The following is a 19,511-nucleotide window of genomic DNA, read 5'->3' on the forward strand; positions in this document are numbered from 1 at the left end:
TGCGCAGACGGCAATGGACTGGTTGGGTTACGAACTGCGAAGGCCGCGCGCCGGCATCTGCCTACAGACTGCGAGTAGCAAAAGCAGCAAGTCTTTCATTGGGCGTTGGCCATCGAGCAAAAGAATCTGATCATCAATCTGCTTGTCCAGCGCTGCAATGACTTCTAGCCATGCTGACAGCTTAAGGGCAAGGACCGTGTTGTCGCATGGCACGACCAGTTTGGCATCGCAAAGCGCCGCAGGAGGTGCATCGGCAATGTGATGCGAGATGACCCCTAGCAATGAATTTTCGGCTCCGTCGAGACCGATTGCCAGCGATCTAGCGCGATCGCCGCTGCCGTGGCGGATGGCAGTGCTGCTGCTCCCATCGCTTTTTTCATTGCTCATCACAAGGCGTACGTTGACACCAGCAGCACAAGCCAGCACCGCCAGTAGCAGTTGCAACGGGTGACCATCGAATTCAAGTGCAATCCAGTCCTCGACCCGCCAGCCAAGAGCCGGAAGGCAGGCAACCAAGGCCGCATGGAGGCGGCACAGGTCAGCGCCTGTCAGCACCTCGCCGCCGTCCAATACCAACAGAGGCGAGTTGCAAGAAGTCAGATTGATCCCAAACTGGGTCAGCGAGTCATCGTCAGGTGGCAACTGGTTGCAGTGAAAGCGCTGCAACTGATGGGCCGCTTTCGAGATTGGCGCGGCAAGCACAAGCTCGATGGCACATAAATATTCCAGCGCCTTGCTCGTGGGTAGGATTTGCGAACCGGCGGCGGGAGCAACTTCTGGATTGCCCTGGGGAACAGAAGGTGCGCCTGATGGGAGGTCAAAGTACGATCCCATGCTCCCATGGTCCTCGCCGAGCACCGCCAGCAGCACTGTGGCCAGCGCGACATCATCGAGCGGCACCGGTTGCGCTGGCAATATTGCTTCGTAGATGGGGTGCCTGGTTAGCAGGTGACCAACCATGCCATCGTGCTGTGCGGACGCAACGCTTGCTGAACTTCGGCCCAAGTGAAAGCGAAACAGTGGACTCACGATGTGGCGCCAGGATGAAAGCGCTGGCGCCGTGACGCCAAGCCCGGCATCAGACACAGACAGCAGACAAGCCAGGCCGTTGTAATGCCGCATATCTGGTTCATCACACAACTCAGCACCAGGCGGCTGCCTGAACAGCGTCTCCTCGCTCAAGATCCAACCCTGCCGCGAGCCGTCCTGGGTGACCGAGTCTAGCCAGGCGCGGTAATCGCGGCCGTGGAACTGATGGCATCCACGCTCGAAATAGGGCTCTGGCTGGCTGTTGGTCAGATGCAGATGTGCGAACACGATCGGACCATGCGGCTTCGTCACCCGCAGGCATTCGCCAGCAAACGGATAAAACCGATAGCGATGCAGTGAGTCGAGCGCATGAAGAAAGGTGATCGATGCATCGGCAAGTGGCAGTGGGCGCTCTGGATGGGTCAGAATCAAATCGAGATTAGAGGCCCGTCGATCAAGATTGAGCCAATAACCAAACCCTCGATAGCCGAGGACGCTGCTATCACCTTCCCAGATCGAGATCACACGATTCTCGGGAAAGCGCCCCGCCAGCCACTCGCCGCTCCAACCTGTTCGACACCAGGTATCGAGAATGGCATCGCCAGGCGATAAAGCGCGGTCAATGTGGGGCAGCAGCGGACCCAGTGTACGCGTCGATTCGTTGAACGGCTGAAAAGCCGCATAGGGCTCCAACGTCCCCCTTCGCGCACGTTCGCTTCGGTAGCTGGCAAGCGACTCGACGCTGCCAAACCAGGCCTGCTGTAGCGCGCGAAGGGCTTCCTGGCTGGCCTGACCTGCATGCAGCAGCGGCTCGGAGAACAAGGCGATGCCAGAAATGATCGGAATGACGACTGCGCAGCCGTGGCATTGCAGATAGCCCAGTTCGATTCGATCCTCGCGCTCCAGATGCGCTGTGGGCATGAAGGCCTGACGGCAGGAGGGACAACTCAGCAGATCGAGGGTAGCGCGATGCATGCCTATGACCTAGCGATGCAGGTATAGAAAAGCAGCTGCCGGACGGTCCCAGCAGTACGCAAGCAGTAACAGCAGCAAGGCGTACCAGAGACTGAGCAAGATATCTGCCATCAAGGGTGAGCAGTGAGCGTTTAGCCATGCATGCATGCAGCGGGTCCTAGAGGGATGACAGCCAACTGGCGACAGCCTTGGTGACTGGAAAGCTGAACAATACGAAATGCAGCGTCATCAGGGTCGCGACAATGTTCCACCACAGATGGTTGCGGAAGGCGACTCCAGCAGTATGCTGGACGAAGGCTCGGTGCGCTGCGATGCCAAGTCCGTGATAGACACCCCACAGCAGGTATCGCAGCGAAAATTCGTGCCACAGGCCCAGTACTACCATGGCTGCCAGAACGCCCATGACCGGTCTGCGGCTGATGGCCAGCACTGGCGCATAGACATAGTCTCGACACCAGTGCGCCAGCGAGATGTGCCAACGCCGCCAGAACTGAGTAATGTCTGAAGCCAGGAACGGCCAGTCGAAGTTTTCTCGAAGGCGAAACCCAGTCATTGCGGCGGTTCCAATCGCAATGTCGCTGAAACCGCTGAATGCGATGTAGAGATTGCACCATGACAGGATCAGACCCAGATAGTCCGTGAGCAGTGTTGCGGGTGCGGTAACCTCCAGCAGAGGATGGATTTTTTGCTGCAACAGGTAGTTACAGATGAAGACGATCTTGACCATGCCGTAGAGCACGCGCTCAAGCCCGCTTGACAGCAAGCTCGGATCTCGGCGGTGGCGCCGCAGGTCACGAATGAAATCATCAAGGCGATGAATGGGCCCGACCGGCAGCGATCCAGGCAGCAACAGGTAAGCCAAAAATTCAACCGCCGTGTGATCGCGCAGGCCACCTTTGTAGTGCTCAATCAGCACGTGAATGAGTCGAAGTGTGGAGAAAGCCATGCCCAAAGGCAACACGACACCAGAGGCAATACCGGAGCCGAAACCGCGTGGCGCCGTAACAATGAATGCGAGGTAGCCAGTCGCCAACAGCAGCACACCAGCGATAGTGGCGAGGTACCGGCCCTTGAAGCTTCGCGTCACCACCAGCACGACACAAGCGCCGAAAGCCAGTAGAGCCAATGAAAAGATATCGGCCATTGCGAGAAAGCCGACACCAGCAGCCAGCAGGGCGTAAGTGAGCCAGGTTTTCGGTACCAGCCAGGCAGCAGCCGATGCGAATGCACACCACCCAATGAGCAGGCTCAGCAGTGATTCGCTCATGGCCTTGACTCCAGCAGTGGGCGTAGACGGTCAGCCAGCCATGCCGTGTAATGGGCACGCCCGTCGGCATTCATGTGGCCTGAATCGCAGAATTCGTCATCGACCAAGGAGCCAGGACTCCATGCAGCGTAACCGAAAGTCTGCGTTGTGCGCTCACGCAACGCAGCGACGTCATCGTCAAGGCTTGCAGGTACCAGCCGCGTGGCGCGGGGCGCGCGCGGCAGATCGAGAACGGCGATCTGTGTGCCGCGGGCAGTCAAAGGCCTTAGTGCATCGACATAGGACTGCCACTGCGCAGGCTTGGCGACACGCCATCTTGCCGCAATGTCTTGATATTTCTTGAGAGAGGCCGGTTGCTGTGTCGCAAGGCAGGAGGCCGGCTCGGGCCAGACATCGATGCCACGGTTCATTTCAGACGCAGGGGACACGGACCGGAAAACTGCCTGCTGAACCAGTAACAGGTTGTCGCGGAACCTGGTCCGCCAGTCAGCCTCGCTGTAGCGCCGGTCAACGAACAGCAAGTCGCCCTCGATCAACAACCAGTCTGGAGGCTGTCGCTGCAGAGCCAAGAAGACGGGCCAGAGATCCGTAAAAGTTGCAGCACTGTAAGCGAAGCGATGAAACACCATCCGCTTTCCGCTTGGATCAATCTGCGCTGCCAACTCGGCGTCGAAGGGCAATGCAAAATAGGTCTTTGAGGTGCCGATTGCCACCACATGGACTGTCTCTTCCGGTATTGCCCTGTCCAGTCGTGCAAGGTTCAGTACCATCTGCCCGTACGCGTTGGGGAACAACTGATGGAGGTCGACCAGACTCAGGGTGCCGGGGCCTAGCGCCAGCCAGAACAATGCCAGCAGCCATGTCCGCAGGGACGGCGCCGGCCGTATCGGCGAAGCCGTCTTCATGCTATTTGTCTACTTGCTTACGCTCAATCAGCGCTTGCACCTTATCAAGGCAGTCCAGCGTCATGATCTCGCTCGGCGTTAGGGTGATACTGAACTCTTCTTCGATCCCCGCCACCAGCTCCATGTGTGCCAGCGAATCCCAGCCGGATATGTCGTTCGGCGTCATGTGCAGCGTCACATTTTCGGCGGCCATGCGAAAGCAACTTGCGGCAATTGCGCACAGTCGGGCAGGCACATCCTGCTCAAGGGTGGCCACGGCCTCATTAGCGAGCAGCAGATCACGTGCTTGCTCCAGCGCGACTTTTCCCGATCGCCCACGTGGCAGACTGACTACGCTCTTCAATTGGCTGGGAACCTTGCGCGGCTCCATGTGCGCGGCGCAATGTGCCAGCAGGGATTCGACGCTGGTGCCGGGCACCGTCACCACCAGGGATGCAACGGTCTCGCCCCAAACGGGGTCTTCGATCCCGAACGTCACGGCCTCGATAACGCCGGGATGGCGCTCGAGGACTTCCGTCACTTCCTCTGGATGGATGTTGTAGCCGCCCCGGATGATGATGTTCTTGCTGCGGCCGAGGATCCAGTAATGGCCGACCTCATCGAGGCGTGCCATGTCACCGGTATGCAGCCAACCGTCCTGCAGGACTTCAGATGTCATTTCCGGCTCGTCAAAGTAGCCGCTCATCAGGAGTTCACCTTGCATCAGCAACGCTCCTGTCTCGCCTGACGGCATGTCTTGCCCAGCGGCGTCTACGATGCGCAGCCGGCAGTCTTCGGGCTGACCAATGCTGCCGGGAACACCGGTCGACTCGTATGGCCCGGCAAAGACGCCACCGACGACGGTTTCTGTAAGTCCGTAGATGTTGATCAGTGGCGTCTGGAAAAGCGACACGAAGTCCTGCCACAAGCCACGGTCGAGTTGCGCGCCGCAGGAGATCAGACGCTGGAAATCACCGCCTTGAAAGGCATCACGCTGGTCACCGCCGAGGCGCACGAGAATTGCCAGCATGGTCGGCACTGCAATCATGTGGGTAATTCGCAACTGGTAGACCGCATCGAGTAGAGGCGTGATGCGCGTGACTTCAAAACGCAGCGGGCGAAAGACTGGACTGGCGTTGTAGAAGCCCATTACCGGCCCCTGGATCATGCCGTCTGCATGGGACAGCATCAGGGTGTTCAGGATTCGGCTTTGCGGCGTGTAGTCGAGCCTACGCTGCAGTGTCGCCAGGTGTGCGAAAAGCGCACGATGACTGATGCAGACGCCCTTGGGTTGACTGGTGGTGCCCGAGGTGAAAAGGATGTAGGCCAGCGTTTCCGGGTGAATAGCATCGCGCGGTTCTTGAGGCCTGGCCATGGCCAGGGCCGCCAGAAAACCGCTAACAGGGGCCTTCTTTCCTAGCAGGCGACCAAGCACCCCGACGGGTGCTGCATGCTCCAGTGCCATCACGCGTGGGCCACCTGCCGGTAGCGCCCAGACATTTGCCAGTTCCGGATCGAGCACGAGCAGACAAGGCGATGCCTTGGCGATCAGGCTGGCCGCACGTTGCTGGCCTGTGTCGGGGTCGAGGTTGACCACCGTGATGCCGTTGCAAATCAGTCCAACGAACAACAGCGCGGCCTCAGCGTCGTTTCGGGTCGAGATGACGACACGCTGACCGGCAACGATCTTGGCCTCTTCGAGAAATCCTGCCAATGCCTCGATGCGGCGCGCGAGCTCTCCGAAGCTGACAGTCCGGTCCGCTGTGACCAGCCATGGCTGGTCATACAGTTCCTGGCGCGCAATCGTGCGGTAGCAGGTGAGCGCGTTGGCAATAGGCAGGGGGGAGGATTCAGTGAGCATGTTCGAAGATTGCTGCAAGAGCATGGCGAAGAAGCTTGCCGTTCGAGCTGCGTGGCAAGTCGGCCACGCAGCGAAAGGCAACCGGTACCCGGCTGGGACCGAGAATCTCTCGAACCCCCAAGGCCAGGCGCTGCGGAGCGAGATCTTCTGGGCTGGCATCCGACAGGGGCACGATCAGGGCCGCGATGCGTTCACCTCCAGCCGCATCGGGCAGACCGAAGACCGCAGCCTGGGCGACGCCAGGCAGTTGTTCCAGTGCGGACTCGATTTCCCCGGGATAGATTTTTTCTGTGTGGACGGTGTTGATGAATGCGCTCGCGCGACCGGTCAACGTGATGCGGTCGTCTCCGTCGCGATATGCCAGGTCGCCTGTGCGCAACCATTGCCCGTCAAAGCGCTGGGCCGTCGCGACCGGATCTTCGAGATAGCGCTGCATTGGCAATGGCATCTCGATCTGCAGTTCGCCGGAGACGCCTGGCTTGGCCTCTTGGCCGTCAGCAGCCATCAGTCGTACCCTGCAGCCGACCGGCCAGCCAAGACTGCGATCGCCGGGTTGCCAGCTCTCGATGCGCTGACTCAAGCAAAGACCGACAGTCTCGGTGAGGCCGTAGTAATTGATGACTGGGATGCCATATCGGGCATGGAAGCGGTCGACCTCTTCAATGTGCAGATCCGCTCCAGTACAGTAAACGGCCTTCAGGCTAGCCAATGTGCTGGGATTCAATCGCGCGCCCTGCAGGTTGATTTGTCGCAGCAACATCGGAGCCGCCACCAAGCGTTGGATCCGATGCGTTGCTAGCAGATCGCACAAGGCAAAGAGGTTGCTGCGTTGCTCCACCGCTGCACTCACCCAGCTCATGCCTGCCATTGGTGCCGCCAGCATGGCATTGCGAAGACCGCTCATGGTATGCGGCTCTGGGAGGTTGAGCAGGCGTTCGCCACCTCGCCAGTCGAATGTTTCTACCGCCAGCCGAGCGCTGCGTAGCAAGGCGTCACGTCCATGGACTACGATCTTGGGCTCTCCAGTTGAGCCCGAAGTCAGCAAAAAAGCGGCGGCTGCATCTGCCGGCATGTCGGCTGGAACAAAAGTTGACTGGCCTGATGCCAGCTCGTTGGCCGACAGCAGCGGCAGATCAGGCAACCGTGTCTGGAAACCAGCCAGTACAGCTGCAGGGACTACTGCCACGGTCGGGCACAGTCGCAAACAAGTCGACGCAATGCGTGCCAAAGGCCAACTGGTATCCACTGGCACAAAAACACCACCGAGCAGCACGGTCGCCCAAAAATGGACGAATGCGGAAAGCCCCTGCCCATCCATGAACAGCACGCGATCGCCAGGACCTAGTCCGGCAACTCGCAAGCGGTTGGCAGCACCGACGATCAACCTGCCCAGAGCATCGCCTGTGATGGAGCGACTGTCGGCTGCATCGCTAATGGAAAACGATCCAGCAGTGACATGCTGGTGATAGAAAGTGACAATGTCGTGGCTATTAGTGTGCATCAAAAGCAAGACGTTCAGGCAGCGCTGAATTATGGCCGGCTCACGCTGATGCTGCTGACCGCATTCTTGCTGGCGTCATAGACCAGCGATGAACCCGTGACATTGCCCACGCCAAACAGGCTGGTGGTGTAGCTGCGGCTGATCGTGCCGCTGTTCAGCGTGCAACTGCCGGTGCTGCCTGTCACGCAAGTCGCAGTGCCACCGGGGCTGAACATGCCGGTCACCGTGGCACCCGCAATCGCCCCGACGAAGTTGTAGCCGTCATATTGCCGCACCGTCACGGTCGCGCTGGCGCGCCATTTGGTGCCCGACTTCACGCCCTTGCCCGTGATGGCGCTGACCGCCACCGTCTTGACCACGGGGGTCGCGGGCGCGCCGGCGGCCATCGAATAGACCAGGCGGTTCGGCGAGCCGCTGCCCGCGCCAATCACCTTGTTCGGCGTGGCATGGCTGAGCAGGAACTCGGTCACGGCCGCAGGCGTCGCACTGCCGTTGGCGGCCAGTGCCAAGGCAGCGACGCCGGTCACATGGGGCGCCGCCATCGAGGTGCCGCTGAGGGTATTGGTCGCAGTCGTCGAACTGTGCCAGTCGGAACTGATGGCGCTGCCCGGCGCGAAGAGGTCCAGGCAGGCACCGTAGTTGGAGTAACTGGCTCTCGAATCATTGCTGCTGGTCGCACCGACCGTGATCGCCGAAGGTTCGGACGCCGGCGAGGTCTGGCAAGCATCGGCACTCGAGTTGCCCGCCGCCACGACCATGGTGACCCCCTTGGCCACCGCGCCGGCCACCGAGGCATTGACTGCAGCAGACAAGCCGCCACCGAGCGACATGTTCGCCACTGCCGGGCGCAGCGCGCCCTGCCCTGCCACCCAGTCCACCCCCGCGATGATCCCGCTGTAGCTGCCCGACCCGGTGCAATCGAGCACCCGGACCGGCACCAGGGTCACGGCCTTGGCCACGCCAAACTGGCTGCCGCCGACCGTGCCGGCGACATGGGTGCCATGGCCATTGCAGTCGGTCGTGCCGTTGCCGTCGGCAATGGCGCTGTAGCCCGCGCTGACACGATTGCCGAAATCCACATGGCTAGCCAGGATCCCGGTGTCGATCACGAACGCATGGACACCGGCGCCCCGGTACTGGTGGTGGTAGCTGCCGTTGAGGGGCAGCGAAGCCTGGTCGATCCGGTCCAGGCCCCAGGTCGGATTCGGCTGCTGCCAGGGCGGCGTGGCCAGCGCTTCATTCAAGCTGACCGTTGCGTCCGGCTCGACATAGTCGACCTGGGGGTTGTTGCGCAATGCCGCCACGGCTGCCGCGGGCAAGCGGGCCGCGAAGCCCTTGATCGTGTGGCGGTAACTGTGCAGCAAGCGTCCGCCCTGCTGCTGTGCCAACTGTGCCGCCAGGGCTGCGGGCTCGGCCACCTCGCGCTTGAAGACGACGATGTACTGGTTGTCGATCGGACGCGAAAGCGCAAACGGATGGGTCGCAGCCCCCGGGGCCGCATGCGCAGCCGAAACAACGGTGGCAGCGGCAATGACCACCGACGAAAATATCCAGGCTTGACGCATTTGACATGTCTCCAAATATGATCAAATCATTTTATACCGCTCACAAATTGAAGCACCATGATCAATACTGCTGACATGACTGTCATTGTTCGCCATCTCCGGATCCATGGTCGGGTCCAGGGGGTCTACTACCGCCAGTCGCTGCAGGAACAGGCGCAGGCGCTCGAAGTGACCGGCTGGGTGCGCAACCGGCTCGACAGCAGCGTGGAAGCCGTGGTCTGCGGTTCACCGCAGGCGCTGGAGCGCCTGATTGAATGGTCCAGGACCGGACCGCCCGCGGCCGTGGTCAGCGAAGTGGTGGTGACGGAAACGCAGGGCCAGTACAGCGGCTTCGAAAGATTGCCCACGGCCTGAGCCGGGCTGCAGTCACACCAGGAAAGGCAGGAAGCGCCGGGTGCGGGTCATGTAGGCGCGGTAAGCGGGATGGCGCTGGCACATCATGCGTTCTTCCAGCACGGCCTTGAGCCACAGCACTGCCAGCAGCGCCAGTGACAGGCCGCCAGCCAGCAGCGTCGCCGTGAAGCCGGCACAGCCGATGCTGAACAGCAGCACTGCGGTGTACATCGGATGGCGAATCCAGCGATAAGGCCCGGTTTGCACCAGCTGCCCCTCTGCCTTGGGCTCGGGGCGGATGTTGAAGTTGCCGGGCCGGTTGGCGCTCAGGGCCCACAGACCCAAGGCCATGCAGGCCAGCCATAAGACCGCCACCAGCAGGCCGGGAACTGCGCTGCGCAGCTGCAGCGCCACCGATCCGGTCTGCAGCAGCAGGATGCCGAACTGCAACGTGATCAAGGTAATTTGGGTGGTTTTGCTGGCCATGTCAGTGCGTTGAATCGCCTCATTATTGCCGGTTGTGGCATCCATTGAGATGCCGATCAGCGCGAATTCACGAGCCCACCCCGTGCGGGCTGGGCATTTCTGGCTGTGCGCGGCGCTTGACCTACGTTTGCTTACAAGCGTTACAGGTCCTTGACCCCTGCCGCGTTCGGCCTGAACCATACTTGGCACGTGGGCTTCACTCACCCACGGCCTAGCACTCCTAGGATTTTCATCTGCTTCGAGACTTTCACACCCGGCCACTTGGCCGGGTTTTTTTTGCTCAGGGGCCCAGCGCGGCGATGATCGGTGCCGGCGAAACGAAGGACGGCTGCAGGAACGGGTTGCCCTGCACCAGCACGATCGCTGCCGTCGGTGCAGCCGACAGCGCAAACAAGGCGATCGAGAGATAGGCCGCGCGTGGGTTCTCGATATGGACCATCGCGATCGAAAGCAGGGTCAGCAGGCCCAGGAAGGCCATTCCGAGCCATTTGAGCGGATTGACATGCATCTGGCTCAGCGCGATGCGCAGATCACGGTCGTGACGGATGTCGCTGACCTTGCTCAGCATCAACGCATGGACCGTGTGGCCCAGCTGATCCTCGATGCGCCGGTCGATCACGGCCAGCAGCAAGGCGTTGGCCTGCTGGTCGGCCTGCGGACTCGAGCGGCGCTGCGCCAGGCTGTCCCATTCTTCGCTGCTGGCCTGGGCATAGCGGCCCAGGGTGGCGCGGATGGTCGAGCGCAAGGGCTCGTCGAGCTTGCCGCTGAGCACCAGCAGGCTGCGCAGGGCATCGGCCTCCCGGTAGACCGCACCGGTGGCCTTGTCATGGGCCGACCAGGTGTCGTTGGCGATGAAGGCCAGCGTCAGGCCAAACAGCACGCCCAGGATGTTGATGAAGGGCGGCGCCACGCCGCGCAGCTCGCGCAGCTTGGACTTCCAGGGCGAATGGCGTATCAGCCAGATGATGGTCGCCACGGCCATGGCGGTGCCGACCAGGGCAATCAGCGCATAGCCGTAATGATCGTAGGTATTGACGTTCAAGCGCTCAGCCCCGCAGCAGCAGATAGACCAGCCCAGCGGCCAGCGCCGCGACGACGGCCATCAGCCAGCCGAGCCAGACCCGGTTCGACTCGATCTGCCCGATCAGCTGGGCGTTCTGGTCGGCCAGCGCCTCGATCAGCGCCGACGACTCGGCCATCTGCTCGTGCAGGGTTGACACAGTAGCCGCCAGCGCCTGCAGCTCGCTGCGTGTCGCCAGCTCGGGCGCGGCCGGCGCGGCGGCGACCTCGGGCGAGCTGGCTGGCTCGGGCGATGGCACTGGCACCGGGGATCTGGCCACCGTCTTCCAGAGTTTGCGCGCGCCTTCGACCACCTTGGGGGCGTTCGCGATGACGTCATCCCAGGGTACCAGCTTCAATACCGTCATCCAGCCTATGGCCATCTGCTGGCTCCGTTCAATGAGAGTGAAGTGCAAGGTTCTGGCTTCATGGTCATCACTTTATCGAGGGATGGACGGGCTGCAAACGGCAGTGGCAGCAGCGGCCCGGCGGCACAGGACCAATCAGGGTAATCCCCAGCAGGCGTGATCAAATCTGTGGACAAGTCATCCAGGCAACAGCCAAGCCCTTGTCGCCGCTGGACTTTATCGACCTGCCTAAAAAGCAGGCAAGCCAGAGACTGACAGGGGCAATTGCGCTGCGCCTGGGCGCACAGCCATCAGGTTTCCGTCTGGGGCAACACCTCGGCCGCGCTGCGAAATGCCTCGACCGCGGCCGGCACGCCGCAATAGATGGTGGCGTGCAGCAGCACTTCCTGGATCTCCTGCAGCGTGGCGCCGTTGTTGAGCGCGCCGCGCAGATGGCCCTTGAGCTCGTTTTGCTTGCCCAGGGCGGTCAGCATCGCCACGGTCACCAGGCTGCGGGTCTTGAGGTCCAGGCCCGGGCGCTGCCAGACCTCGCCCCAGGCGTTGCGCGTGATGTGATGCTGCAGCGGTGCCGTGAAGTCCGTCACGCCGGCGTAGGCGCGTTCCACGAAATCCTCGCCCATGACCTGCTTGCGCATGGCCAGTCCCTTGTCGAATTGTTCGTCGCTCATCTCTGACCTCGCTAAAAGCCAGATCTTAAGCTGCAGTCGGCCTGATCCGGGCTGCCAGTGCGGCCGGTGATGCGCTAGCATCGCCGCATGATTTCCCATTACGAAAGCGTGCGACACGCTGCGCTCTATACCGAAGCCTTCAACGTGCCGGCCCCCGACCAGCTGCCCGGACGCGACATATGGCCGCGCCGGCCCAGCCTCTTCATCCGGCAGACGCCGGCCACGGTCGAAGCCGATGTCGAGACCATCCCCGCCGGACGCGAGCTGGTGCCGGGCCAGTTCGGCCTGCCGCCGGCCTGGGCCAAGTCGGCCTCGGACGCCAAGCTGCGCTCGTCCAAGCTGCTCAACGCCAGGCCCGACAGCGTGGTCGGCTCCAAGCATTTCGACAAGGCCTGGAAGGAATCGCGCCGCTGCATCGTGCCGATGATGGCCTTCTTCGTCGATGACTGGCGCACCGGCCAGCCGGTGCCGACCCGGATTGCACGCGTGGACGGCCGGCCGATGGGCGTGGCAGGCCTGTGGGAGCGCTGGGGCAGTGAAGAAGGCGAATCCGTGACCGGCTTTTGCCTGCTGACGGTCGGCTCCTACGGCCACGGGCTGCTGCACCGCTACGACCCGCCCGGCGCCGAAAAGCGCATGCCGGTCATCCTCAACGAAGGCGCTTACGACGCCTGGCTCAATGCGCCGCTGTCCAAGGCAGCCGAGTTCATGCGCAGCTACCCGGCCAACTGGATGACCGCCAATCCGGTCGAAAAAGGCTGACCACCGCCAGCCGGAACTGAACGGTGTTGCGCTCGGTTTCGGGCTCGGAGCGCGAAATCGGTTGACAATTCAGCCATGAGCCAACTGCTGAACATCGATTTCGTCTCCGATATTTCCTGCCCCTGGTGCGCCATCGGGCTGGCCTCGCTGCTGGAAGCGCTCGAGCGCCTGCCGGCGGCCGTGCCGGTCAGCCTGAACTTGCAACCGTTCGAACTCAACCCCGACCTGCCCGAAGGCGGCCAGGACCTGGCCGAGCATCTGGCGCAAAAGTACGGCTCGACGCCCGAGCAACAGGCCGCTGCACGCGCCACCCTGTGCCAGCGTGGCGCGGCGGTCGGCGTCGAGTTTGCGCCCGAGGGACGCGGCCGGATCTACAACACGCTCAAGGCGCACCGGCTGCTGCACTGGGCCGCGCTCGAGCATCCCGAGCGCCAGCTCGCGCTCAAGCAGGCGCTGCTGCAGGCCTGCCACCGCGACCGGCTGCCGATGGACGCCGACGACGTGCTGCTGGGCGCCGTCGACAGCGCCGGACTCGAACGCGAGCAGGCGATCGAACTGCTGGCCGGCGACCAGTTTGCCGAGGCAGTGCGCGAGCGCGAGGCCTTCTACCGCCAGGCGGGCGTGAACTCGGTGCCGACCCTGATCATCAACCAGCGTTATGTGATCACGGGCTGCCACCCGGTCGAGGTACTCGAGCAGGCCCTGGGCCAGATCATCGCGACCGGCCAGAAAGCCTGAGCGCGATGGCCAGGATCGTCGTCTATTGCCAGCCCGGCGCCAAGCAGACCCAGCTCGCGGGCCTGTTCGACGGCAAGCCCAAGATCCAGCTGAAAGCGCCGCCGGTCGACGGCGAGGCCAACAAGGCCTTGATCGCCTTCCTGTCCAAGCAATGCGGCGTGCCCAAGTCGGCCATCAGCATCGAGATGGGCGCCAGCGGTCGCACCAAGCGGGTCGAGGTCGACGGGCTCGACGATGCTGCGCTCAGGCTGGCGCTGGGGCTCGGCGACTGAGGGTCCCTGCCTGGCCGCGCAGTAGGGTAGTCGGGAGTCGGGCAGCCAAAAAGCCTCGACGAGGCCGCCAGCCAGGACTAGTTGAGCAGCATATGGGGCCGGCGCGGTTCGGCTTCACTGTCTTGCTCGGCGAGCTGCAGCGACTCGCACAGGTCGCGGCATTCACCGGCCAGGCGCGTGCACAGGCCGAGGAAATAGGCCTGCTGCTCGGCCTCCTGCTGGCGAAAATGGCCAATGCCCTCGCCACCCACCATGGTCAGCAAGGACTCGAGCTGGGCCAGCTTGCTGCCAAGCCGCTCGAAACGGTCATGCGGTCCCGATCGTTTGTCCATCCGGTGTCACTCCCAGACTGATTCCGCACCCCGTCGTGCGTTTCGGCGATTCTAGCGTTTACCCGTCGTGACTCCGGCGAAGTCCCGCACACAAAAAAAGAAACCCGGCACCAGGCCGGGTCCAAAGACGTTACCTTCCCCCCTCACATCGCAATGTTGATTCAAGGTAACGCCGGCAATCGAACCAGACTCCCACACCCAACTCGATTGAGTTCAGATTATCAGATTCGCGCAGGATGCATAGAGGGGAATGCTCCCTGGTGATGTCACAGAATCCGGCCATTTTGGTCCCTGGCTGAATTGCCTTTTTTTTGAGCAAGGCAAAAAATACCAGGCGGGGCAATCACTTGCTGACTTGTTGCCTGGCTTGTCCACAGCCTTGACCACGGTCGATGGGGATTACTGTGACATCGTCATGTCAACGCTCAGACCAGGCCTTCGGCCTTGAGCGCTGCCTGCACGGCCGGACGGGCCGCCACACGCGCCTGGTAGGCCGCCAGCAAGGGCCAGGCACCGAGGTCGAGCTTGATGAACTTGGACCAGTTCAGGACCGTGAACAGGTAGGCGTCGGCGACCGAGAAGTCGCTGCCGAGCAGGTAGTAACGGCCTTCGAGCTGCTGCGCGATGTAGGCCAGGCGGCGCTCGAGGTTGGCGCGCGCGATGTCCTTCCACTCCTGCGGTGCCTTCGGGTTGAAGAAGGGGCTGAAGGACTTGTGCACTTCGGTGCCGATGAAGGTCAGCCAGGCCTGCAGCTGGTAGCGCGCGACGCTGCCATTGGCCGGCGCGAGCTGCTTCTCGGGCGCGAGGTCGGCCAGGTACTGCACGATAGCCGGGCCTTCGGTCAGCAGTTCACCGCCGTCGAGCAGCAGTGCCGGCACATAGCCCTTGGGGTTGATGGCCAGATAGTCCTGGCCGGAAGCGGTGGTCTTCTTGGCCAGGTCGACCACTTCGGTCTCGTAGGGCAGTCCGAGCTCTTCGAGCACGATATGCGGGGACAGCGAGCAGGCGCCGGGCTTGAGGAACAGCTTCATGGTTAGCTTTCGGTTGCGGGGTTGGAGGAAATTTCAGCGGCCTCGCCGAGGGCTTTCTCGAGCGCTTGCTCGACCGCTGCGATGCGCGACTGGCAGATCTGGTAGGCAGCGACCGATTCGGTCACGATGGCCAGCAGGTCATCGATATTGGGTTCGTCCTGCTCGCGCAGGGTCTGGGCATGGCGTTGCAGCACGCCGTAGGCATCCCTGAAGGTCTTGGCTTTCATTGCGGGTTCTCTTTCGAATCGTCGATCGGGGAAGAGACGGCGGGCCCGCTGGCCTGGGCCAGCCGCTGGCCGTCGTGGAACTGGATCTGCAGCGGCTGGCCGGCCTTGAGTTCGGCGGCGCGCTGCAATACCTGGCCCGAGCTGGCATCGCGCACAATCGCGAAGCCGCGCGCCAGCGTCTTGCCGGGGCCCTGGCCGGCAACCTCGCGCATCAGCGCGCGCGAGGACTCGCTGGCCTGGCGCAGCGCCTGGCGGCTGCCGCTGTGCACCTCCTGCAAGGCATGGGCACTGAAGTCGCTGGCGCGCTGAGTCAGCGCCGTGGCGCGCTCGCCGAGCTGCTGCAGCCGCAGCCGCGACTGCTCGCGGGCCTGGCGCAGCGCCAGCCTGCCCTGGGTCTGCACCTCGGACCAGGCCGCCGGCACGCGGTAGCGCGCCGCATCGAGCTGGCGCTGCGCCAGCACGCGGACCTGCGCCTCGGCCTGCTGCGCCTGGCTGCGGGCCTGCACGAGGCTGCGCTGGCCGAGCCGGGCGATGGCCTCGAAATGGGCCCGCGCCTCGGCCGCACGCCGCACGATCAGCTGCTCGATGCCGGCGATCACCTTGGACGGGGTGTCGAAGCGCTGCTGCGCGACCTCATCGAGCAGGGTGTTGTCGCGCTCGTGGCCGATGCCGGTCAGCAGCGGCAGCTCGAGCTCGCAGCAGGTGCGAGCGAGTTCATAGTCATTGAGCCAGGCCAGGTCGTTGACCGCGCCGCCACCACGGATGATCACGACCGCATCAGGCCTGCCACTCTGACCCAGCCGCTGCAAGGCATGCAACATCACCATGCGGATTTCCGCTGCCGCGCCCTCGCCCTGGAAGCGGCTGTAGGCGTAATCGAAGCGGCAGACGCCGTGGCGCTGCAGGCGGGCCGCCTCGGCCTGGAAGTCGCCCAGGCCGGCAGCGGCTTCGGGCGCGATCACCAACACCTGCTGGTAGTCCCAGGGCAGCGCGAGCTGCTTTTGCCGCGCATAGAGCCCCTCGCGCTGCAGCCGCTCGCGGATCTCGCGCTTCCTGGCCTCGAGGTCGCCCAGGGTGTAGCCGGAATCGATCGCGTCGAGCTCGAGGCTGAAGCCGTATTGCGGCTTGAACACCGGGCGCGCCCGCACCAGCAACTTGATGCCCGGGCCCAGGGTGGCGCCGGTGGCGCGCTCGAACTCGGGCAGGATGCGGCTGGCGTTGGACGCCCAGATCATGCCGTTGGCCTTGGCCAGCACCTGGCCCGCGGCATCGCGCTCGGACAGTTCGAGGTAGACATGGCCGTTGCGCAGGCGCGCATCGAGCACCTCGACCAGGGTCCAGAGGCCGGAAGGGAAGGATTGGGCGACCAGCTGGGAGACGCCAGCGAGCAGCTGCGACAGGCTGATGCCGGGCTGGCGCTGCGAAGTGAGGCTGGAGCTGGAATAGGCGGCAGCGGGCTCGGAGACGGCTGCCAGCCGGCTGCCCGGGACTGCCGGCTCATCGGCGGCGACCGGGAGCCGCGCGGGGAAGGCGACAGCGGCGGCTGTGCTGTCAGGCGGCAGCGGCAGACTGGCGTCAACCAGGTCTGCCGGCAGCCAGGCGGCAAAGGGCGCGAGTTCGCGGCCTGCAGGCACATACCACTGCCGCTGGGCCGGGTCCCAGCGCGCGCCCAGCGCCTTGGCGCTGTCCTTGTCGCGAAAGGGAACTTGGAGGTAGGTGGCGGACATGGGGGTATTTTGGCCCATGCCCCCGCCACCTACCGGCGCAGGGCTTAGCGCGCCTGCTGGATGCCGGACAACAGCCAGCCGCCCGAACCGGTGCGCGACTTGGTCAGGTGCCAGACTTCGTCGAAGGCTTCCGGTGCGGCGAACTTGTCTTCGCGGATCTGGCCGGTGAAGCGCACGCTGACGACATAGCGCGCGGCGTCCTCGACCACCTCGAGCACATCGGCACCCAGGGTGACGACTTCGGTCTGCTGCGCAGCGGCGCCGCGCTCGACGATGTCCATCTTGAGCTCGGCGAACATCTCGGGCGTGGTGACCTCGCGCAGCTCGTCGAGGTTGGCGCTGTCGTTGGCCGCCTGCAGGCGGATGAAGTTGACCTTGGCGTTGCGCACGAAGGCCTCGACATCGAAGCCGGCCGGAATGACCGGAGCCTGGGTCGGGGCTGCCGACAGGCCGGCACCGATGGCGGAAGCCGGCGCCGGGCTGGCACCGAAATTCGAACCGAACAGCGAGGAGCCGGTCGAAGCACCCGTCGCCGGGCTGGCAGCCGGGCTGGCAGCCGGGCTGGCCGGCGGCATCGAGACATCAAAGCCGCGCGAGGCCGGCGCATCGGTCTGGCCGCTGCGGAACATGCCGCCTGCACCAGCGCCGGCGCCAGCAGCCGCCATGGCGGGATTACGCGCTGCGGCACGGCGGCGCATGATGAAACCGATCACCGCCACCGCGACCATGACCAGCAGGCCGATCATCATCATCGAGGCCAGCTCATCGCCGAAGCCGAAATGCGAGGCCAGCGCGGCCAGGCCGATACCGGCGGCGATGCCGGCCAGCGGGCCCATCCAGGAACGCTTGGACTGTGCAGCCGCCGCAGCGGGCGCGGCGGCCATGGCGCCGGCAGCCGGCGCGGTGGCAGCCATCGGGGCGGTCGGCGTCTGGGCCGGCGTCGCGCCCGGGGTCTTGTCGACCGTCATTTCGCGCTGCATGCCGGCGGACTTGCCGCCACCCAGGCGTTTGGCGGCGTCGGCATCGCCGACGCCAAAGGTAAGACCCAGGGCCAGGACGGCCGCGAGCAGGGACATGGTTTTCATCTTGCACTCCAGTGAGAAAGTTGCTTCACGCTACACAGGATAGCGGTTTTATCTGCATAAAAAAGCAGAATATCGCTGATTCAAGTTCAGTCAATACCTGAATATCAAGCACAGGTCCGACCGGGAGGCACTCAGGATCGGCGCTTCAGGGCACGCAAGGGGCGCAGCAGATCGCGCAGGCCGTTGTGGTCGATGGTCTGCATCAGCGCCAGCAGGCGGCCGATATCGCCAGCGGGAAAGCCCACGCGCGCGAACCAGTTCAGGTAATTGCCCGGCAGGTCGGCGATCGGCCGGCCCTGGTACTTGCCAAACGGCATCTCGACCGTCAGCAGGCGTTCAAGCTGGGCCGGGTCGAAGGCATAGCTGACGGGGTGGGCAGGCAAGGTCAGGCCCGACTGCGGTGCGGCGGACTCAGCCCACCAGCTGCGACAGCAGGTTGGTGACCTGCTTGCGCAACGCCTCGTTCTCGGCCGTGAGCTCGGCTACCCGCTGCTGCAGCGCCTGCAGTTCGCCTGCCTGATCAACCGCGGCCGACGGATCGGACGAATCAGACGCGGCGCCCTCGCCTGCCTGGGCCACGCTCTTTGCGCGCGGCTTGCGCTGGGCCTCGCGCACGCGCTTGGCGGCCTGCTTGAGCTCATCCTTGCCAGCGACGGCAGCGGCTTTCTGCTCTTCGGGCGGCAGGGTGGCGACGGCGGCAGCGGCGTTGATCGAGATCGCGCCCGACTTGAGCGCAGCCACCAGCTCGGGCTCGGCCTGCTGGTGGATCTTCTCGATCATCGCGACCTGGCTGCTGCTCAGGCGGGCGGCGCGCGCCAGGTCCTCGCGGCTCTTGAGCGGCGCGGGCTCGGGATAGCTGGATTCGCCCTCCCAGGGCAGGTCTTCGGCCGCGGCGCTCTGCGGGGCTGGTGCATCGGCAGCGCCCTGCTGCGCGGGCTGGGCCGAGGCCTCGAGGAAACGGGCCCGGCGCGCAGCGACGATCTCGCGCTGGCGCAAGGCCAGCACGCCACGCTGGAAGTCCGACACGCTGCGCCGGCCCAGATGCTGGTCGATCATCCACAGGTGCACATCCTCGATGTCCTTGAAGCGCTTGCTCTGCACGGTCTGGAACGGCAGGCCATGCTGGCGGCAGATCGCATAGCGGTTGTGGCCGTCGACCAGCAAGTCGCCCCACAGCACCAGCGCATCGCGACAGCCCTCGGCCAGCAGGCTGCGCTCGAGCGCCGCGTATTCCTCGGGCGTGAGGGGATCGATATAGGCCTTGAGTTCCTCGTTGACGACGATGTCCATGCTGCGCTCAGTGTGATGTGGGAGGGGCCGGATTGTAGTGGTCACGGCGGG

At 63.7% G+C, this 19,511-nt stretch carries 21 protein-coding genes; 4 read left to right on the forward strand and 17 right to left on the reverse strand.

From position 1 onward, the window contains the following. Window positions 1-27: 27 nt before the first annotated feature. The 6 genes from C6P61_RS17595 to C6P61_RS06400 form a co-directional block, all read right to left on the reverse strand. Window positions 28-2,004, reverse strand: coding sequence for a Trm112 family protein (locus tag C6P61_RS17595; RefSeq protein WP_146114974.1), 1,977 nt, complete (start codon window positions 2,002-2,004; stop codon window positions 28-30). Between the two features lie 157 nt (window positions 2,005-2,161). Next, window positions 2,162-3,271 carry an MBOAT family O-acyltransferase gene (locus tag C6P61_RS06380; RefSeq protein WP_105729098.1) on the reverse strand — a complete coding sequence of 370 codons (1,110 nt, stop codon included), beginning with the start codon at window positions 3,269-3,271 and terminating at the stop codon, window positions 2,162-2,164. Continuing rightward, entirely contained in the window at window positions 3,268-4,176 is a 909-nt protein-coding gene (locus C6P61_RS06385; RefSeq protein WP_105729099.1) for a hypothetical protein, read from the reverse strand. Before C6P61_RS06385 ends, C6P61_RS06380 begins: the two co-directional genes overlap by 4 nt. A gap of 1 nt (window position 4,177) precedes the next feature. Beyond that, window positions 4,178-6,040 (reverse strand): AMP-binding protein, encoded by a 1,863-nt coding sequence (locus C6P61_RS06390; protein ID WP_105729100.1) that lies wholly within the window; start codon window positions 6,038-6,040, stop codon window positions 4,178-4,180. Next, window positions 6,006-7,517, reverse strand: coding sequence for a class I adenylate-forming enzyme family protein (locus C6P61_RS06395; protein ID WP_105729101.1), 1,512 nt, complete (start codon window positions 7,515-7,517; stop codon window positions 6,006-6,008). Before C6P61_RS06395 ends, C6P61_RS06390 begins: the two co-directional genes overlap by 35 nt. 29 nt (window positions 7,518-7,546) lie before the next feature. Next, window positions 7,547-9,082, reverse strand: a complete 1,536-nt coding sequence (locus tag C6P61_RS06400) for a S8 family peptidase (protein WP_105729102.1) — start codon at window positions 9,080-9,082, stop codon at window positions 7,547-7,549. 75 nt (window positions 9,083-9,157) lie between these two features. Between C6P61_RS06400 and C6P61_RS06405 the strand changes: the two genes are divergently transcribed. Continuing rightward, window positions 9,158-9,436 carry an acylphosphatase gene (locus C6P61_RS06405; protein ID WP_237491325.1) on the forward strand — a complete coding sequence of 93 codons (279 nt, stop codon included), beginning with the start codon at window positions 9,158-9,160 and terminating at the stop codon, window positions 9,434-9,436. A gap of 12 nt (window positions 9,437-9,448) precedes the next feature. Here C6P61_RS06405 and C6P61_RS06410 read toward each other — a convergent pair whose 3' ends face one another. From C6P61_RS06410 to pcaC, 4 genes are all read right to left on the reverse strand, one after another. Further along, window positions 9,449-9,901 (reverse strand): methyltransferase family protein, encoded by a 453-nt coding sequence (locus C6P61_RS06410; RefSeq protein WP_170067329.1) that lies wholly within the window; start codon window positions 9,899-9,901, stop codon window positions 9,449-9,451. A 280-nt stretch (window positions 9,902-10,181) separates the two neighbouring features. Beyond that, on the reverse strand, window positions 10,182-10,943 hold the full coding sequence (locus C6P61_RS06415) for a bestrophin-like domain (RefSeq protein WP_244908793.1): 762 nt from the start codon (window positions 10,941-10,943) through the stop codon (window positions 10,182-10,184). A 4-nt stretch (window positions 10,944-10,947) separates the two neighbouring features. Continuing rightward, the gene (locus C6P61_RS06420) at window positions 10,948-11,343 is read right to left on the reverse strand and encodes a hypothetical protein (protein ID WP_105729104.1); all 396 of its coding nucleotides are present in this window, start codon (window positions 11,341-11,343) and stop codon (window positions 10,948-10,950) included. 275 nt (window positions 11,344-11,618) lie between these two features. Beyond that, window positions 11,619-11,996 carry a 4-carboxymuconolactone decarboxylase gene (pcaC, locus tag C6P61_RS06425; protein ID WP_105729105.1) on the reverse strand — a complete coding sequence of 126 codons (378 nt, stop codon included), beginning with the start codon at window positions 11,994-11,996 and terminating at the stop codon, window positions 11,619-11,621. A gap of 87 nt (window positions 11,997-12,083) precedes the next feature. Here pcaC and C6P61_RS06430 point away from each other — a divergent pair, with 87 nt between their 5' ends. From C6P61_RS06430 to C6P61_RS06440, 3 genes are all read left to right on the forward strand, one after another. After that, window positions 12,084-12,758 carry an SOS response-associated peptidase gene (locus C6P61_RS06430; protein WP_105729106.1) on the forward strand — a complete coding sequence of 225 codons (675 nt, stop codon included), beginning with the start codon at window positions 12,084-12,086 and terminating at the stop codon, window positions 12,756-12,758. Between the two features lie 75 nt (window positions 12,759-12,833). After that, window positions 12,834-13,496, forward strand: a complete 663-nt coding sequence (locus C6P61_RS06435; RefSeq protein WP_105729107.1) for a DsbA family oxidoreductase — start codon at window positions 12,834-12,836, stop codon at window positions 13,494-13,496. A gap of 5 nt (window positions 13,497-13,501) precedes the next feature. Next, window positions 13,502-13,768: a DUF167 domain-containing protein gene (locus tag C6P61_RS06440; RefSeq protein ID WP_105729108.1), complete on the forward strand. Its 267-nt coding sequence runs from the start codon at window positions 13,502-13,504 to the stop codon at window positions 13,766-13,768. 77 nt (window positions 13,769-13,845) lie between these two features. Here C6P61_RS06440 and C6P61_RS06445 read toward each other — a convergent pair whose 3' ends face one another. The 7 genes from C6P61_RS06445 to C6P61_RS06475 all read right to left on the reverse strand — a co-directional run bounded on the left by C6P61_RS06445 (window position 13,846) and on the right by C6P61_RS06475 (window position 19,460). Continuing rightward, the gene (locus C6P61_RS06445) at window positions 13,846-14,100 is read right to left on the reverse strand and encodes a hypothetical protein (protein WP_105729109.1); all 255 of its coding nucleotides are present in this window, start codon (window positions 14,098-14,100) and stop codon (window positions 13,846-13,848) included. 425 nt (window positions 14,101-14,525) lie between these two features. Next, window positions 14,526-15,131, reverse strand: a complete 606-nt coding sequence (gstA, locus tag C6P61_RS06450; RefSeq protein ID WP_105729110.1) for a glutathione transferase GstA — start codon at window positions 15,129-15,131, stop codon at window positions 14,526-14,528. Between the two features lie 2 nt (window positions 15,132-15,133). Then, entirely contained in the window at window positions 15,134-15,358 is a 225-nt protein-coding gene (gene xseB, locus C6P61_RS06455) for an exodeoxyribonuclease VII small subunit (protein ID WP_105729111.1), read from the reverse strand. Next, entirely contained in the window at window positions 15,355-17,085 is a 1,731-nt protein-coding gene (gene xseA, locus C6P61_RS06460; RefSeq protein ID WP_105729217.1) for an exodeoxyribonuclease VII large subunit, read from the reverse strand. Before xseA ends, xseB begins: the two co-directional genes overlap by 4 nt. Before the next feature lie 44 nt (window positions 17,086-17,129). After that, on the reverse strand, window positions 17,130-18,170 hold the full coding sequence (locus tag C6P61_RS06465) for a Tim44 domain-containing protein (RefSeq protein ID WP_105729112.1): 1,041 nt from the start codon (window positions 18,168-18,170) through the stop codon (window positions 17,130-17,132). A gap of 131 nt (window positions 18,171-18,301) precedes the next feature. Then, the gene (locus C6P61_RS06470) at window positions 18,302-18,553 is read right to left on the reverse strand and encodes a DUF3820 family protein (RefSeq protein WP_272918749.1); all 252 of its coding nucleotides are present in this window, start codon (window positions 18,551-18,553) and stop codon (window positions 18,302-18,304) included. A gap of 28 nt (window positions 18,554-18,581) precedes the next feature. Further along, entirely contained in the window at window positions 18,582-19,460 is an 879-nt protein-coding gene (locus C6P61_RS06475) for a plasmid replication/partition related protein (RefSeq protein ID WP_105729113.1), read from the reverse strand. Window positions 19,461-19,511 lie beyond the last annotated feature (51 nt).

Source organism: Malikia spinosa (assembly GCF_002980625.1).
In the GTDB taxonomy this organism is placed as follows: Bacteria; Pseudomonadota; Gammaproteobacteria; order Burkholderiales; family Burkholderiaceae_C; genus Malikia; species Malikia spinosa.